We start from the raw sequence: 15,012 nt of genomic DNA on the forward strand, positions 1-15,012 counted from the left end.
TTAAAATTCGAACGATACATGACCACAAAAATAAACCTCAGAGAATCTCTCAACCTACCCAATTCAGAAGCAACCACACCCACTGAAATTTTTCAAAATCAAGCCCTGCGTCCCATTCTGAAATTGCAGAACGACTTGTACATTTCACTGTTTAGCAGCTACGCTATCCGTCAGAATTCAGATTTTAATGCGCTCTCTTCCGCGAAAAAAGCCGTGATGATCGAGCAGAGTCTTCAGAAAGACAACGTTTTGAAAAATACTTTCATCGGAATGACGATTGGAATGTTTACTGTTGAAGAAATGGAAGTTTATATTTCAGACAGCAAGGTTTTTAATAAAAGAATTGTTGCGATGTTGATTGAAAGGTTGAAAAGTCAGATTGCCTAATGGTTAATTATTTAATCGATCACTTAGGTTTTGGCTAAAGCCAATTTACCTCAATATGCATAAATGGGCTAAAGCCCATTCCTATTGAATAATTATAGCGACGCAACCTTAACCTTAACCTTAACCTTAACCTTAACCTTAACCTTAACCTACTCAACAAGCCACATCGGTTTCTCTTTCAAAATTTTCTTGTTTATTTCGCAACCCTCCGCATGAGCACCTTTCAGATAGCCAATGCTCATCAAAAATTCATTCACGATTTCGCCACCGGTGAATTTGAACGTTTTTTTGAAGAGCTTCATCCATTCTTCTAAAGTTTTTGGGTGATGATGCTCGAGCCATTTTTCGAACGTGCCAAATTCTTTTTGAAGTTCAATGATGGTTTTTGCATTTTCTATCGCAGCATTCACCTTCAGTTTATTTCTGATAATTCCGGGATCTGCGAGTAACCGTGCACGGTCTTCTTCGCTGTAAGCGGCTACTTTTTGAATATCAAAATTGTCGTAGGCATTTCTGAAACCTTCTTCTTTTTTAAGGATGGTTTCCCAGCTCAGACCTGCCTGATTGATTTCCATAACCAATCTTCCAAACAATTCGTTGTCATTATGAATCGGGAAACCATAATGATTATCGTGGTAATTTTTGTGAAGTTCTTTACGGCTTTCGGGCTGCATTCTTTCGATGGCTGAACAGTAACTCATGAGAAGAGGTTTTCAGTTTTGGTTAAAAATTGATCTAAAGCTTCTTTGATGTCAATTCCCGTGCGGTCAGCAAGTACAATCAGCCACCAGATGTTTTCGCCTAATTTATGTTCCAGTTCTTCAGCGGAATTCTTTTTTGGCCATGCTGTTTCGTGAGACATTACGTCTCTGCCAACCAGTCCGGCATCTGTAAGATAAGCCAGAGCATCCTGTTCCAAAGTCCATTCTTTTCCATTTTGCTGAACTTCCAGTTCGTGGTATTTTTTTCTGATCGCCAAAGAGCGTTCTATGATTTTGTCGAAATTATCTTGATCCATATTTGAATTTTAGGGAATAAAGATAATACAAACTGCTGACAACTGCCTGTCAGGAGATTCTTATTCTTTTTGGTTGTACAAAATTGATCAAAATTACTTCCCTAACCCTGAAGGCAGTAACAAAAATCAATTTTAATATAACTTTTCCTCTTCAAGACTGAATAAAGAATCCCAAAGTTTCAGGACATTTTTTTTCGTAGAAGATTAAATTACAGCCAAAATTCTTTTAAACAGCAGCCTCAGTTTTTAACCTGAAAATCTCCTTCGCATTAAAAATTATAACCGCTAAAAATATAATCGAATTAGATACAATCTGCAAACCTCCGAGCGCCTCGTTGTAGACTGCACCCGCCAGAATAAAGGCAATGATTGGGTTAATATTCAGGATCATTCCCACTTTAGAAGAAGCAATTCCTGATAAAGCGTACAAGTTTAAAAGTAACGGCACAATAGTGTACATCACCGCAATGATTTCGATGTAGAGATAAAACTTAAAATCCGTCGGCACCGGTCCTGAGTATGTCGGGAAAAACGGAAGTAGGATGAGAGCTGATAAAATCATGTGGAAATTAAGCACCAGAAATTTATCAAATTTAGAATTCACAGACTGGATAATGAGGTAGCAGGCATAAGTAGAACCTATAAGCGTGCTGTAAACCATATCTAAAAGATTGGCGTACGATAATAAAATGCATCCTGCCGCACTTAAAATCACTGAAATCCATTGAAGTTTGCTGAGTTTTTCGCGGAGAATAAGAAAGGCTAAAATGGTAGTGATAATCGGGCAAACCAAATAAGCAACAGAAGTTGCACGCACGCTGATATGATTCATCACATAAATAAATGAAAACCAGTTTCCGGTGAGCAAAATGCTGCTCAGAATATTCAAGCCGACAATTTTCCGTTTATCCTTTGGAATTAAAGTTTTAAAATAATTTACATTATTCCTCAACTTTACCTTTCGAAATAGCACCGTCACCAAAGTCATAATAACCGCACAGCTAAACACCCTGTAAAAAAGAATATCCAATGAAGGATATGAATGCAGTGGCTTTAAAACCAGACTGAATGTTCCCCATAAAGAGAAGGCAGTGATGGCGGCGATATAGTATTTCAGATTGTTCAATGTAAAGCTTCGTTTTTATTGCTTAAAAGCGAGGCAAAGATAGGGAATCCTCTAAATTTTATGGCTGAAAATTAATAGGGTTGAAAAGATTATTTCGTAAATTTAAATCACGAAAAAACCACCAAAACAAATTATTATGAAAAACTCAATTTCTTCTCTTTTGATTGTGATATGTTGCAGTTTCGGAATATTTGCCAATGCACAAAAAATTTCAGATGGTGAAACAGTTGATGTCAACGGACTGAAAGTCAGTTTCAACATTATGAATAAAGAAAGCGTACAGGTTGGAGGTAAAGCTTTTGACCGCTACAAAATTGCTGCTTCCGTAAAAAACACTTCAGACAAATCTTACAACATCAGACTCACCTCATATCCTCAAATTGTGATGGATACAGGAATTGTAGAGCTCGACTGTATGAATGCGACCGGAGCAAAACTGACTTCGAAAAAAATTCAGCTTAAAATGAAAACTCAGATGATCAATGTATCTTACTCTGCTTATGATAAATCCGGAAAGTCGGTGACCAACATTCTTCCTGTGATTGGCAGTTATTATTTTGACACTGGAGATACGATAAGTGATGATGCTGTTTTTATTGTTCCTGCAGGTGAGAAACCTGATGTGACTGTGAGGAGTTTGAGATAGAGTTTTAAGAATGATGAAGAATATCCTGTTTTTCGCATTCGCTATGATCTCTAGTTTTGTTTTCAGTCAGCACAAACTTGAGGGAATTTATCAAAATGATTTTGGAGAAACTTTAAAACTTAATCCAGATCATACTTTTGAATACAAATGGAATTTTGATCTTGCGTCAAGCTGGAATATTGGAACATGGAAATCAACCGACAACCAAAATATTTACTTAACAATAAATGAGATTATGGACACCGTTAAGGAAGATGGAAAATCTGTACTTTCTGAAGACAAAATTTCAAATACCATTACTCAGATGGATTATGTATTACAATCAATCACCTCTGGCGGACAAAGCAGAAACCCACCGCCAAAAAAACTTTTAATTAAAGGGAAAATCTTGTATCCATACTTTAATGATGGAAAACTTAGAGATCAAAAAGAGCCTTCACCTATGAATGGAACTCTTGAAGGAAAACCATGGTTTGAAAGGGTGGCTAGGTAATGATAAAAAAATCTCTGAAATTTTTCAGAGGTTTTGTTTTACAGATTATCAATAAATTCCAGATACATCGGAACACTTCTTTCAATCCATTCTTTAGAAACATTATGCTCTAAACCATAGTAAACAAACGCTTTTTGATAGTCTGCTCTGATGTACTCAAAACTGAGCTCAAAAGGTCTGGTAAATTCTATGACGGTGTGTCTGTATTTTCCATCGGCCCTGAAATCTTCATCATCCACACCTGCAGATATGGCCAGCGCAACCTTTTTACCGCCGACTTTATATCCGCTTTTGCTTCCGTATGCCCAACCGTGTAACAAGACTTCATCAAACCATTTTTTCAGTAAAGACGGACTGCTGAACCAATAAAATGGAAACTGGAAAACAATCTTGTCGTAAGCCTCCACCAGTTCCTGTTCTTTTTTTATATCTAATATTTCATCCGGATAAGCTTTGTACAGTTCGTGAACCACATATTTTTCGGGAAATTTATTCAGTTCTTCCACCCATCTTTTATTGATTAAAGATTCGTCCATAGTAGGATGAGTTACTATTATTAATGTTTTCATATTTTAAAATTTCTTCTACAAAAATAATAAGTGTAACTTACAATTCGGATAGTAGCCACCAATTGTACGGTACTATAAAAAATGTAAGTAATGACTAAAATAAAGGAAACCTCGACCAATTTTGCCAACAAAAAAGCACTTGTAGAAGAGTGTCCCGAGCTCTACGCTTCGAAACTGATTGGCGGACAATGGTCACTGGCTATCTGCAGCTATTTAATTAATGGAAAACTGAGATTCGGGGAACTGAGAAAAAGCCTTGGAAATATTACAGAACGTATGCTCACGCTTCAACTTAGAAAACTGGAGGAGGATAAAATCGTCACAAGAACCGTTTTCGCCGAAGTTCCTCCAAGAGTTGAATATGAACTGACTGAAATTGGCTATCAGCTAAAACCTGTTATCGTAGAACTGGATAAATGGGGAACGATGCATAAGGCAAGTCTTGAGGATTAGTTATATTACAATGGTCATCAGTGAGAATCTGTTTAGAGGGAAGCATTCCCAAGTTGGGACGAGGCAAACCTGTTTAGGATGATGCCGTCACAAGTTGGGAGAAGGCAAACCAGTTTCGGGGGATGAAGTCCCAGGTTGGGAAAGTTCAAACCACTATTGGTTAAGCAAAAACATACGTGGAACGGAATGATTTTTATAAAAAAAAACAAAAAACCTCTGAAAAAATTTCAGAGGTTTATATTTTAATGCATCGCCTCGCTGAGGTCGATTTTTTCTTTGCTTTTTCTTTCCCTTACAAATAAAATAAAAGGTATACAGACTAAAAATATGACCCCCAGATAGAGAAATACATCCATGTAAGAAAGTACTGCAGCCTGTTTAGTGACGGCAAGATCCAGAATTTTGTAGGCAGATTTTTCAGCGACATCAGATGACATTCCTTTCGCCATAAAACTTGCTTTCAGTCCGTTGATTCTCTCCTGAACATTTAAGCTGTTTTCATCCAAATGAGAAAGAAGATTTACCCTGTGCTTCTGGCTTTCATTGGCAATAAACGTGGTGATCCCCGCAATCCCGAATGAACCTCCGAGCTGTCTCATCATTCCTGTAAATGCCGCTCCCTGACCTATTTCCTGACCTTTCAGTGTACTTAAAGATAAAGAAGTAATCGGAATAAAAAGCAAACCAAGACCTGCTCCTCTCACGATCAGCATCCAGAAAAATGCATCTTCGCCGGTGTCCGGTGTCAGAATTTTATAACCCCAGAAACTGTAGATAAAGAAGATGAATAATCCCAATGCAACCAGAATCTGCTGTTTAGCACCTTTCGTTAAAAGTTTTCCGATAATCGGCATCATAAACGCCGTGGTAAGTGCGGCAGGAATCATCAAAGCTCCTGACTGTAAGGCCGTCCAACCCAAAATACTCTGCGTGTAAAGCGGAACAATAAAGGTAGAACCGTATAACCCAAATCCTAAAACAAAAGACATTATGGTTCCGATCCTCAGGTTACCGTTTTTCAAAACCCGAAGTTCCACGATGGGATACTTGTAGGTGAGCTCGCGCCAAAGAAACAATATAAATCCTAAAACTGCCGTGGAAGTAAACGTTACGATCATTCCACTTTCAAACCAGTCTTCTTCATGACCTCTTTCCAGGATAAACTGAAGTGAGCCAACAGTTAATGCCAATAGCATAATCCCGAGCCAGTCGACATCCGAGGCTTTTCTTTTTTCTGCATATTTTGGGCTTCTCACAAACTGAAGTGTCATCAGTACCGCAGCAATCCCAATGGGAATGTTAATGTAAAAAATATACGGCCAGCTGTAATTATCAACAATATAACCTCCCAAAGGCGGACCTAAAGTCGGGCCGATAATCACTCCCAAACCGTAGATCGCCTGAGCCATACTCCGTTTTTCGATGGGATAAGATTCTGTAATAATCGTTTGAGAAGTTACCAGAAGTGCTCCTCCTCCAATACCCTGACAGAGTCTGAAAAATACGAGTTCCCAGATATTGTCGGCATTACCGCACAGAAATGAGAAAACAGTAAATATAATGATGGAAGCAGCGAAATAATTTCTACGCCCAAACTGCTGTGAAAGCCAGCTGGTCATCGGTACCACGATTACGTTACCAATGGCATACGCCGTAATCACCCATCCCACTTCAGAAAGTGTTGCGCCCATGTTTCCCTTCATTTCGTTGAGGGCAACATTTACAATCGTAGAATCTACAATTTCCAGCAAAGCACAAAGGATCGCCGTGATGGTAATGATTACCCTTCTGGCTCCGTATTCTACTAATGAATCCTGCATTGATTTTTTTGTGTGTTTAAAGATGGTTGAGGTTGAGGCTGAGGTTAAGGTTAAGGTTAAAAGAAAATTCCTTTTTCCTATTTCAATATCAATTTTCCCCGTCTTTAAGATTTTTTTTATATTAAAAGTGAATTGTCAATAGTCAATCAACTCCGTTGTCAATTTTTCTTCTTCATTTCCAAATAGCATCAATCCTCCTGCATTTTCAATTCATAATTGACTTGCCTCTGCAAAATTGACAATTCACTGATATACTTTATAGATGTGAATGGTAAATTTGTTTCGTATCGATAGAGAGTTTTAAAGCAGTCAGTTTAAATTGACAGCGAAGCGAATTCACTATTGACAACGAAGTTTATTGACCTTTCATTATTTCAATATTATTTCAAAGAAACTTCTGCCTTCACATTCATCCCTGTTCTCAGTCTTTTGGCAACTTCTTTATCAAGGTTGACGAAATCTATTTTTACAGGAAGTCTCTGCACTACTTTTACGAAGTTTCCGCTTGCGTTATCGGGAGGAAGAATTGAAAATGAAGCTCCTGTTGCCGGAGAAAATGAACTTACAACACCATCAAATTCTCTGTCAGGAAAAGCATCAATTTCGATTTTCACTTTCTGGCCTTCCACCATTTTATCCACCTGAGTTTCTTTAAAATTAGCTACCACCCATTTCTGATCGTTTCTGATCAAAGCAAAAAGCTGTGTTCCGGCCTGCAGAAACTGTCCAGCCTGCGTAGAAACTTTCCCTACATATCCATCTTCCGGAGCGGTAATAACGGTATATGAAAGATTTAATCTTGCATTTTCTACATCTACTTCTCTCTGTTTTGCTACCGAACCGGCCACTGAAATCTGCTGAGAACTTGCCTCAGTTTGAGAAGAAGCAATTCCCGTCTGCTGTGCAATCTGATTTCTCTGTTCCACCAAAACCTGAAGCTGCTTGTCTGCAGACTGTTTTGCTGCCAAAACCTGCTCATACTGCTGTTCTGTAATCGAATGGTCTTTTACCAGAACAGAATATCTTTTAAGATCCTGAGCCGTTTTCCAGACATTTACTTTTGCTGCTTCAATCTGCGCATTTGCAGTAGATACCGCCGCTTCAGATGAGCCAATGTTTTTGGAAGTTGCTGTTGTAGTAGCCTGAGCATTTGAAATATTACTTTTTGCCGTAGCCAATGCTGCTTCTGCCTGAGCCAGAGTCATTTTCTGATCTCTGTTGTCGAGTACCACCAAAGTATCTCCTTTTTTCACAAACTGGTTGTCTTTCACCTTTACTTCCGCCACATAACCTGAAATTTTTGAAATAACCGGAGCCATGTTTGAAGAAATTTGTGCATCATCCGTCTCCTCGTGCACCTGACCGTAAGAGTACGTTTTATAGCCGTAAATTCCTCCACCGATGAGCACTACAGCCAATATAATCGGGAAAACCAAACTTTTTTTCTTTTTAGGTTCAGTAATCTGTGTTGTATTATTTTCCATTTTAAATAATGAGTTCTTTAAATTAATTGTTGGTTAAAGTTCCTGTGGTCTGCACCAGTTTTCTGTAGGCAAGTGCGGCGTCAGCTTTGGCATTGATCACGCCCACTGTTGCAGCAATTTTCGCAGCATCGGCATCCAGCAGTTCCGTCATGGTTGCCAGACCGTTGTCATATTTATTTTTTGTAATTCTGTAGTTTTCATCAGCCTGAACAGAAGATTTTTCGAAAACAGCAATTCTCTGTTTAAAATAATCTGCGTTTTGATATTCTCTGTTAACTTCCAGTTTAATATTGTCATTCAGCATTTCATCGGTGGCAGAAAGTTGTTTTTCTCTCGCCTGAGATTGTTTTAAAGCTGAATTTTTCTTCCACAGGTTTGAAATATTATACTGAATTCCCAAGCCTACGTTTACAGCGTTGTACATCGTGAAAAAGTTGGGAACATCTGCTGCAACGTATCCTCCAGTCAACGCGATGGTTGGTAGACTTTCTGCCTTGGCTGCTTTTGTACCGACAGATGCTGCTTTTCTCTGCTGCTGAAGTGCCTGAAGATCTTTTCTGTTTTCCTGCGCTGTGTTCAGATAGAAATCAACCGGTTTGGCCTCCTGCATTTCGTTGATATACGCTTCGTCTACTTCTATCTCAGTATTTTCGGGAAGTCCGAGGAGAAGATCCATATTGATGTTGGCGATGTTGTAATTGTTTTTAGCTTCCAGCAGCTGTAATTCAATATTTGAAGTCTGAAGGTTTGCTTTTAAACGGTCGTTTCTTGCGATCACTCCGTTATTTTCAAGCTTAAGAAAAGTTTCGTCTCTCTTTTGAGAAGCTGAAAGGTTTTCTTCTAAAACTTTTATAGATTGGTTGGCTTTGAACAAATTATTATAAGCCTGAGCCACGTTGTAAGCAATCGCAACTTTATCATTTTCAGTGCTTAATTTTGATGCTTCCACCAGATATTTTGCCGACTGAATACCATATTTAATTCTTCCGCCACTGTAAATCGGAACGGTAACATTGGCAGAACCATACGCTACCTGATGTACTTCAGGACTTCCCGCGGTTGAAACACCGGGAATCTTCAAATCAATCGTTGGTCTTACCGGAAGATAAAGATAGCTTGCTGAAACAGACAGATCCGGAAGCTGTCGGTTTTTTGCAGCCAACAGATCAGCGGTTGCTTCTTCTATTTTGGCGGCATCTATTTTTAAACTTTTACTGTTCTGGATTCCCAACTGTACGGCTTCATCAAGGCTGAGCTGTTTTTTCTCCTGAGCGTGTGTGTACATCATTCCTGCGAATAGGGACAGTACAAGAACTGAGTTATTTATTCTCTTCATAACCTAAAAGGTCTTTTAAAATATGTTTTATATGTTGTGTAAGCTCGTTGAAATACGTTTCTTCGAAAACCATTTCATCTTCCTCATTTTTAAGAAAATCTTTATACATCTGTTTGGCATTGGAAGCATAAAATAAAGTTCCGCTTACCGTAGAATGTAATAAATAAATTGGTGGATTTTTAGTGAAAATTCCTTTTTCCAAACCGCTTTCCAGAATTTTCGAATACATGGTAATGAAACTCAGTTTGGTTTCTTTCAGAAATTCTACAATCTGAGGATTATCGCTGTACAACTGCTCTCTCTGCATGATTCTGAAAAACATTTTGTGATGCCGCACCCTTCCGGCAAACTGATCAACAATTCTTTCAACCTTTTCCCATTCGTTGATGTCTGTACGCTCCAAAAGATCTTTTGAAAAGAACTGGCCTTCTTTCATTCTGTACTCGACGAGTTTCTCGTATAATTTTTCTTTTGAACCGAAATAATAGGAAATCATCGAAATATTCACGTTCGCTGCTTTTGAAATCTCTCTCGTTGATGTTCCGGAAAAACCTTTTTCAGCGAAAAGCTGTTCGGCAGCGAATAAAATATTTTCTTCTTTTGAAACCATTGTTGTGATTTTACGGGTGCAAAGATACATCACGGAATTCATAAAATCAAACGTTTGATTGATTTTTTAATTTTATTTTAATGCTTCATATATTTCCAATTAATTTTATATTTACTGAAAATCAATTGTATGGGCTTTTTCAGTTTCCTTTTCGGCAAAAAAAAACAGGCAGAGAAACTCATTCCTCCAAAAGAAGATCCGATAGTTGCAACTTCAGAAACAGGAGAAAAATTTGACAGAGAAATTGTAGAAGCTTATAAAAGATACCATTCTGATCCGGTTTCTGATATCAGTTTAATAATTGAAGATCAAAAAGGAAATATTGTACCTCCACATATTGCTCATCATCAGATATTTTCTGAGTGGGAAAAAATTCAGTCTAAATGGGACAGAATGTCTGTGCTTTATGAATTCTGGGACAGATCTCAACTGGAAAATCTTGAAGACTGGAAAGTCATGGAACGGTTTACGAAAGACCGTTACGCAACAAAATCTCTGAAATATTTCAGGGAGAAAGTTGAAGAGAAAAACCAAATGTCTGTGGAAGAACTCGTGGCGGCGTCGAAACTTCACAGAATTCTGCTAGACAATGATGCTGCTATGAATTACGCACAGAAAGCATACGAAAAATCCCCAAACAATGATTTGGTAAAAGTGGAATATGCCAGTGTGCTTCATTTATCCAAAGACACCGTGAAAAAAGAGAAGAGCCATCAGATCATCGGTGATGTTTTAGATAAAAAAATGACGGACACCAGCCTGAAAAGTGTATTCGACTGCTTTATCTTCTCTGAAAATTATCTCGATTCTTCGGTTTTTGCAATGGCTTATCTTATTAATACCGATGCCGGTCTGGAAACATGGGATTATGTAGCAGAAGAATATTATTACTGCCCAATCTTCAGGTACGAACATGCTGTAAAATTATCTGAATCTGAAAACGGAGGATTGCGGGCACTTGCAAAACTGACATCTCTAAGCCAGGAATTCCCGTGGTTTACAACTGCGGTGCAGTCTACTGTGAAAAATATAGAATCGATGCGTCTTCAGCTGGGGAAAGCTGATTTTATGGAGGAGGAATATGTGGAGTTTAAAAAGAATTTGGAGAAGTGAATTCTGCAAAGCTGGACTAAAGTTCTTTTATAAATAACCTTTTATCTGCTAAATCTCTGATTCAATCTGTATTTTTTAAAATCATCATCTTTAAAAAATATAGTCAAATTGTCTGCCCAATAATAGTTATTTCCATTGTCTTTAATCTCAAATGCGGAAATAAATAAAAATTCATTTTGAAAGTTTAATTTCCAAGATAATGGTAATTTAATTTGCTTTTTTTTGACATTGGGAATCACGAGTTCCAACATTTCCTGATATTCCTGACTTTCTTTTTTATCCCAATAAATATCAACTGATGTAATTGTTTTTCCAATTAATGAGTTCCAATTTGAATTTTGGGATACATTTACTGTTTTAAAACCTTTTCTTTTAATCAATGTCCTAATCTCTTCGAATCCTATCCCATAACAGTAAAATTCATTATCCCATTTAATTTGCAAAAGTTTTCCATTTTCAAATTTAAATATGACATTCATATCTACAGAATGTATATTGTCGGAATAATTCCAGTACTCAATGTCTGATTCATAATTTATTTCTTCGTAAAAAATTTCAGCAATTTTCTGTCCGATAAAATTTGAATTTAACCTCTTAATATAATTTTGTTCTTTATGAAGGATGTCAGTCATTGCTTGCAGAAATTACTTAATGTCCAAATAATTTAGAGAAAAATCCCTTTTTAACTGGCTTTTCAATTCCCCAGATTAATTCAGTTTCATAACGTTTTACATTAACTCTTATGAATATACCTCGACAGCTTTATCCCCAAATCCGTCCATACAATTTTTGGGTTTCCGTTCCGGGTTAAATGATGATCGGCTTCGTTGATTTCTTCAAGTATAGAAACGATATTGGCTCCGCTGATGTATTTTGAAAAACCGGCCCAGTTGAATCCGTTCGCATCAATTTTTTTGTATACCAAATCCTGCGAGCTGTAGTTCTGAAGCATCGCCAGTCTGAAAATTTCTGCACAGTAATTCAAAAAATTCTTCTGCTTCTCACGGTTCCATGAGGCAACTTCTCTCGCCCAGCTGATGATGGATTTCAGATACTCGGGTTTTTTCTTGACCATAAAAGCATCGCGGACCCACTGTACAAAAAGCGCCTCAAAGTCGCTGTTTTTATTTTGGGAATTTAATAATTTGAAAGCTTCATTCAAATCTCCCTGAGCCTGATGAACGATTTCGGTAATCCTGTTTTCATCCGCCTGCACATTTTCTTTCAGATATGACTGAAGATCCTCATCCTCAATTCGGGGAATATCTATAATCTGAGTACGGGAGAGAATGGTTGGTAAAATATCGTCGATCGTTTCTGTCGTCAGAAGAATTAATGTTTTTGCAGGTGGCTCTTCAAGAAATTTCAGAAATTTATTGGCTGCGGAAGTATTCATTTTATCTGCTCTCCACACGATGAGAATTTTTGTTCCACCTTCGAAACTTTTTAAGGCAAATTTTTGGTTTTGATCATCCATTTCGTCTGCCGAGATAAAAAGCTGTTTGTTTTCAGATTCCAAAACTCCCGACCAGTCATCAAAACTGGCATACGGAGAATCTAAAATCATAGATCTGAAATCGTCAAAATTTTTCTTGCTCAATGAATTGTTTTTCTCACTGAACACAGGAAAACAGAAATGGAGATCTAAATGATTAAGATGATCAACCCGCGAAGCAGAATGCTCATTTTCGTTATTCAGAATCTGTTTTGCATACGCCAAAGCTAACGGCAGAGTGCCATATCCTTCTTTTCCTACGAACAGCTGAGCGTGGCTCACCCTGTTATCTGAAATACTTTCCTGAAGCAGTTTTTTAAGATTTTTCTGCCCTGCGATGTTCTCCCAATTCATGGTTCAAAGATAAAAGAATTTTTGTGAAAAGGCGATTGGTCAATTGTCAATTTTGTTTCGCAGGTGAGTTGTGAATTTCATAAAAATTGAGCGAATAAAAATTGACAGCGAAGCTAATTCACACTTGACAATTCACTGTAAATTCCCCTTAACAAACTTTAACCTCGGTAAATTTTTACAATTCATTAATATTTAAGATATTTGCGCATTATTTTAAAAATCTAGAATGAAAAAAATCTTTGTACTATCATTCATTTCGGTGGGATATTTCCTTAACGCGCAAAGTATAAGCAATTCGCCATACGCAACTTACGGAATTGGAGATGTAAAGTTTGATAATACGATTGAGACATCCTCTATGGGAGGCATTTCAACAGCATACATCAGTGATTTCACGAGTAACTTCAACTTCGGGAACCCTGCCAATAATACCAATTTTGAGCTTACGAGCATAAAATTGGAGGCAACCAACGAAAACAATTACTTCAAAACAAATTACAACAATACTAAGTCTACCAAGCATTCTACGTATTTATCCAATATTTCACTTGCGTTTCCGCTTTCATCTAAAGTGAAAATGGGATTGCTTTATCAACCTTACAGCTCAAAAAGCTACGACGTATTGACTTCTGAAACGGTTACGAATCCTGAAACTAAGGAGGAATCAATTCATGCGAATAGATTTACTGGAAAAGGTACATTAAATACAGCACAGGCTGCGATTTCATATAACGTTGGGAAAGGACTTTCGGTAGGTGCTAAAGCTAATTTCTACTTTGGAAATCTTTATGACATTAATGAATTTACAGTTTCAGGAGCTGAGTTTATTAATGGTTACGAGACCAAAAACAGCATCAAGAACTTTAATTTGACTTTAGGTACAAGTTATCAGAAAATCAATACTTCAACTGATAATAAGCTTACTCTTGGTGCAACCGCTACGTTTGGTAATACAAGCAATATGACTACTGACTATAAAAACAGTACATATTATTATGGAACCGCTGAAACGAAGCTGAATGAAACCATCATTGAGCAGAAAAGCACGAGCTCTAAAAATCTAATCCCGTTACAGGCTTCATTAGGAGCAGGATATGGAAGTAATAATGAATGGTTTGCATCTTTACAGGTTGACTACAAAAAAGGAGAGACTATTTCTTATTTCGGAAAATCATTTGATTTTCAAGACACATACAGAATCTCTGCCGGAGGTTGGTATTTGCCAAACTACAACAACTTCAGAAACTATTTTTCAAGAGTAGTTTACAGATACGGTGCTTTCTATGAAAGAGGCGGTCTGAAAATTGCCAACAACAGCATCAACAGATACGGTATTTCTGCGGGCGTACTTCTTCCGTTTAAATCCAGCGGAATCCAAAGAATGAGCGGTCTTGAGATTGGTGTAGAAGCAGGAAAAAGAGGAACGCTTAATGATAATCTGATCAATCAGAACTACGTTAACCTTAAAGTCGGTTTCAACTTTGCTGACAAATGGTTCAGAAAGAATCTTTACAACTAAAATGTTTTTGACTTCAAAAAATATCAAATTTAAAAATATAGCATACCTTTTCAGTTGTGCTATATTTTTTATATTCACATCCTGCGAAGACGACCTCACAAAACAGAAAGGGACTGACAGTAAAAATTTCCCGTCTCAGGTAATCAACAATGCGAACATTATTCAGCGCGATTCCGGAATGATTACACTGAAGGCTTATGCTCCTGTTATTGAAAAATATGAGTTGATTGACAGTCCTTATGTCGTGGCAAAAAAAGGAATTAAAATCGATTTCTTCGATAAAAAAAATCCAAAACCGGGAACGATCACTGCCAAATATGCCAGAATTTTTGAGTACAAAAAATTTTATGAAGCAAAGGGTGACGTGAGAATTACGACCAATGAAGGACGTAGGTTTGTCACGCAAAGCGTCTACTGGGATCAGCGCAAGCAACGAATTTATACGCGCGACACCGTTTACCAGACCATGCCAGATGGATCAGTTTTGATTAATGCTCATGGTATGTGGGCGAAAGATGATTTTTCTGAATACCGGTTTTTCAAAAACTCAGGAGAAATTGATATGGGTCAAAATAAACTTGCTCAATAA

General features: G+C 37.5%; 17 protein-coding genes. 7 read left to right on the forward strand and 10 right to left on the reverse strand.

Annotated elements, in window-relative coordinates:
• The first annotated feature begins 18 nt into the window (after window positions 1-18).
• Window positions 19-387 carry a glyoxalase gene (locus IC610_RS18435; protein WP_191738156.1) on the forward strand — a complete coding sequence of 123 codons (369 nt, stop codon included), beginning with the start codon at window positions 19-21 and terminating at the stop codon, window positions 385-387.
• Window positions 388-536: 149 nt separating this feature from the next.
• Here IC610_RS18435 and IC610_RS18440 read toward each other — a convergent pair whose 3' ends face one another.
• The 3 genes from IC610_RS18440 to IC610_RS18450 all read right to left on the reverse strand — a co-directional run bounded on the left by IC610_RS18440 (window position 537) and on the right by IC610_RS18450 (window position 2,531).
• A complete protein-coding gene (locus tag IC610_RS18440; protein ID WP_191738157.1) occupies window positions 537-1,088 on the reverse strand; it encodes a DNA-3-methyladenine glycosylase I in 552 nt (183 codons plus the stop codon).
• The gene (locus IC610_RS18445) at window positions 1,085-1,405 is read right to left on the reverse strand and encodes a nucleoside triphosphate pyrophosphohydrolase family protein (RefSeq protein ID WP_191738158.1); all 321 of its coding nucleotides are present in this window, start codon (window positions 1,403-1,405) and stop codon (window positions 1,085-1,087) included. Before IC610_RS18445 ends, IC610_RS18440 begins: the two co-directional genes overlap by 4 nt.
• 226 nt (window positions 1,406-1,631) lie before the next feature.
• A complete protein-coding gene (locus IC610_RS18450) occupies window positions 1,632-2,531 on the reverse strand; it encodes an EamA family transporter (protein ID WP_191738159.1) in 900 nt (299 codons plus the stop codon).
• 136 nt (window positions 2,532-2,667) lie between these two features.
• On the opposite strand from IC610_RS18450, the gene IC610_RS18455 reads away from it, so the two are divergent.
• Together IC610_RS18455 and IC610_RS18460 are read left to right on the forward strand one after the other, a co-directional pair.
• Window positions 2,668-3,177 (forward strand): hypothetical protein, encoded by a 510-nt coding sequence (locus IC610_RS18455; RefSeq protein WP_191738160.1) that lies wholly within the window; start codon window positions 2,668-2,670, stop codon window positions 3,175-3,177.
• Window positions 3,178-3,187: 10 nt separating this feature from the next.
• Window positions 3,188-3,670: a hypothetical protein gene (locus IC610_RS18460; protein ID WP_191738161.1), complete on the forward strand. Its 483-nt coding sequence runs from the start codon at window positions 3,188-3,190 to the stop codon at window positions 3,668-3,670.
• 38 nt (window positions 3,671-3,708) lie between these two features.
• Here the strand turns inward: IC610_RS18460 and IC610_RS18465 are convergent, their stop codons facing one another.
• On the reverse strand, window positions 3,709-4,239 hold the full coding sequence (locus IC610_RS18465) for an NAD(P)H-dependent oxidoreductase (protein ID WP_191738162.1): 531 nt from the start codon (window positions 4,237-4,239) through the stop codon (window positions 3,709-3,711).
• Window positions 4,240-4,329: 90 nt separating this feature from the next.
• Here IC610_RS18465 and IC610_RS18470 point away from each other — a divergent pair, with 90 nt between their 5' ends.
• Entirely contained in the window at window positions 4,330-4,692 is a 363-nt protein-coding gene (locus IC610_RS18470; RefSeq protein ID WP_191738163.1) for a winged helix-turn-helix transcriptional regulator, read from the forward strand.
• A 242-nt stretch (window positions 4,693-4,934) separates the two neighbouring features.
• Here IC610_RS18470 and IC610_RS18475 read toward each other — a convergent pair whose 3' ends face one another.
• The 4 genes from IC610_RS18475 to IC610_RS18490 form a co-directional block, all read right to left on the reverse strand.
• Entirely contained in the window at window positions 4,935-6,512 is a 1,578-nt protein-coding gene (locus IC610_RS18475) for a DHA2 family efflux MFS transporter permease subunit (protein ID WP_191738164.1), read from the reverse strand.
• Between the two features lie 380 nt (window positions 6,513-6,892).
• Window positions 6,893-7,996: an HlyD family secretion protein gene (locus tag IC610_RS18480; protein WP_191738165.1), complete on the reverse strand. Its 1,104-nt coding sequence runs from the start codon at window positions 7,994-7,996 to the stop codon at window positions 6,893-6,895.
• Window positions 7,997-8,018: 22 nt separating this feature from the next.
• Window positions 8,019-9,332, reverse strand: a complete 1,314-nt coding sequence (locus tag IC610_RS18485; RefSeq protein WP_191738166.1) for a TolC family protein — start codon at window positions 9,330-9,332, stop codon at window positions 8,019-8,021.
• A complete protein-coding gene (locus IC610_RS18490) occupies window positions 9,316-9,942 on the reverse strand; it encodes a TetR/AcrR family transcriptional regulator (protein ID WP_191738167.1) in 627 nt (208 codons plus the stop codon). Before IC610_RS18490 ends, IC610_RS18485 begins: the two co-directional genes overlap by 17 nt.
• 129 nt (window positions 9,943-10,071) lie before the next feature.
• Between IC610_RS18490 and IC610_RS18495 the strand changes: the two genes are divergently transcribed.
• Window positions 10,072-11,055 (forward strand): hypothetical protein, encoded by a 984-nt coding sequence (locus IC610_RS18495; protein WP_191738168.1) that lies wholly within the window; start codon window positions 10,072-10,074, stop codon window positions 11,053-11,055.
• A 41-nt stretch (window positions 11,056-11,096) separates the two neighbouring features.
• Here the strand turns inward: IC610_RS18495 and IC610_RS18500 are convergent, their stop codons facing one another.
• A complete protein-coding gene (locus IC610_RS18500) occupies window positions 11,097-11,687 on the reverse strand; it encodes a hypothetical protein (RefSeq protein WP_191738169.1) in 591 nt (196 codons plus the stop codon).
• 101 nt (window positions 11,688-11,788) lie between these two features.
• Window positions 11,789-12,904 carry a DNA polymerase III subunit gene (locus IC610_RS18505; RefSeq protein WP_191738170.1) on the reverse strand — a complete coding sequence of 372 codons (1,116 nt, stop codon included), beginning with the start codon at window positions 12,902-12,904 and terminating at the stop codon, window positions 11,789-11,791.
• 226 nt (window positions 12,905-13,130) lie between these two features.
• Here IC610_RS18505 and IC610_RS18510 point away from each other — a divergent pair, with 226 nt between their 5' ends.
• Together IC610_RS18510 and lptC are read left to right on the forward strand one after the other, a co-directional pair.
• A complete protein-coding gene (locus tag IC610_RS18510; RefSeq protein ID WP_191738171.1) occupies window positions 13,131-14,423 on the forward strand; it encodes a hypothetical protein in 1,293 nt (430 codons plus the stop codon).
• 7 nt (window positions 14,424-14,430) lie between these two features.
• Complete coding sequence (lptC, locus tag IC610_RS18515) at window positions 14,431-15,012, forward strand: LPS export ABC transporter periplasmic protein LptC (protein ID WP_394368302.1); 582 nt, start codon at window positions 14,431-14,433, stop codon at window positions 15,010-15,012.

Origin of the sequence: Chryseobacterium caseinilyticum, assembly GCF_014837145.1 — a bacterium.
Lineage (GTDB): Bacteria > Bacteroidota > Bacteroidia > Flavobacteriales > Weeksellaceae > Chryseobacterium > Chryseobacterium caseinilyticum.

Bases quoted from the DNA above. Each gene is read 5' to 3' on its own strand.
- IC610_RS18490 (WP_191738167.1), bottom strand. From the start codon at position 9,942: ATGGTTTCAAAAGAAGAAAATATTTTATTCGCTGCCGAACAGCTTTTC.
- IC610_RS18485 (WP_191738166.1), bottom strand. From the start codon at position 9,332: ATGAAGAGAATAAATAACTCAGTTCTTGTACTGTCCCTATTCGCAGGA.
- IC610_RS18465 (WP_191738162.1), bottom strand. From the start codon at position 4,239: ATGAAAACATTAATAATAGTAACTCATCCTACTATGGACGAATCTTTA.
- IC610_RS18470 (WP_191738163.1), top strand. From the start codon at position 4,330: ATGACTAAAATAAAGGAAACCTCGACCAATTTTGCCAACAAAAAAGCA.
- IC610_RS18495 (WP_191738168.1), top strand. From the start codon at position 10,072: ATGGGCTTTTTCAGTTTCCTTTTCGGCAAAAAAAAACAGGCAGAGAAA.
- IC610_RS18505 (WP_191738170.1), bottom strand. From the start codon at position 12,904: ATGAATTGGGAGAACATCGCAGGGCAGAAAAATCTTAAAAAACTGCTT.
- IC610_RS18445 (WP_191738158.1), bottom strand. From the start codon at position 1,405: ATGGATCAAGATAATTTCGACAAAATCATAGAACGCTCTTTGGCGATC.
- IC610_RS18440 (WP_191738157.1), bottom strand. From the start codon at position 1,088: ATGAGTTACTGTTCAGCCATCGAAAGAATGCAGCCCGAAAGCCGTAAA.
- IC610_RS18435 (WP_191738156.1), top strand. From the start codon at position 19: ATGACCACAAAAATAAACCTCAGAGAATCTCTCAACCTACCCAATTCA.
- IC610_RS18480 (WP_191738165.1), bottom strand. From the start codon at position 7,996: ATGGAAAATAATACAACACAGATTACTGAACCTAAAAAGAAAAAAAGT.
- IC610_RS18500 (WP_191738169.1), bottom strand. From the start codon at position 11,687: ATGACTGACATCCTTCATAAAGAACAAAATTATATTAAGAGGTTAAAT.
- IC610_RS18510 (WP_191738171.1), top strand. From the start codon at position 13,131: ATGAAAAAAATCTTTGTACTATCATTCATTTCGGTGGGATATTTCCTT.
- IC610_RS18460 (WP_191738161.1), top strand. From the start codon at position 3,188: ATGATGAAGAATATCCTGTTTTTCGCATTCGCTATGATCTCTAGTTTT.
- IC610_RS18455 (WP_191738160.1), top strand. From the start codon at position 2,668: ATGAAAAACTCAATTTCTTCTCTTTTGATTGTGATATGTTGCAGTTTC.
- IC610_RS18475 (WP_191738164.1), bottom strand. From the start codon at position 6,512: ATGCAGGATTCATTAGTAGAATACGGAGCCAGAAGGGTAATCATTACC.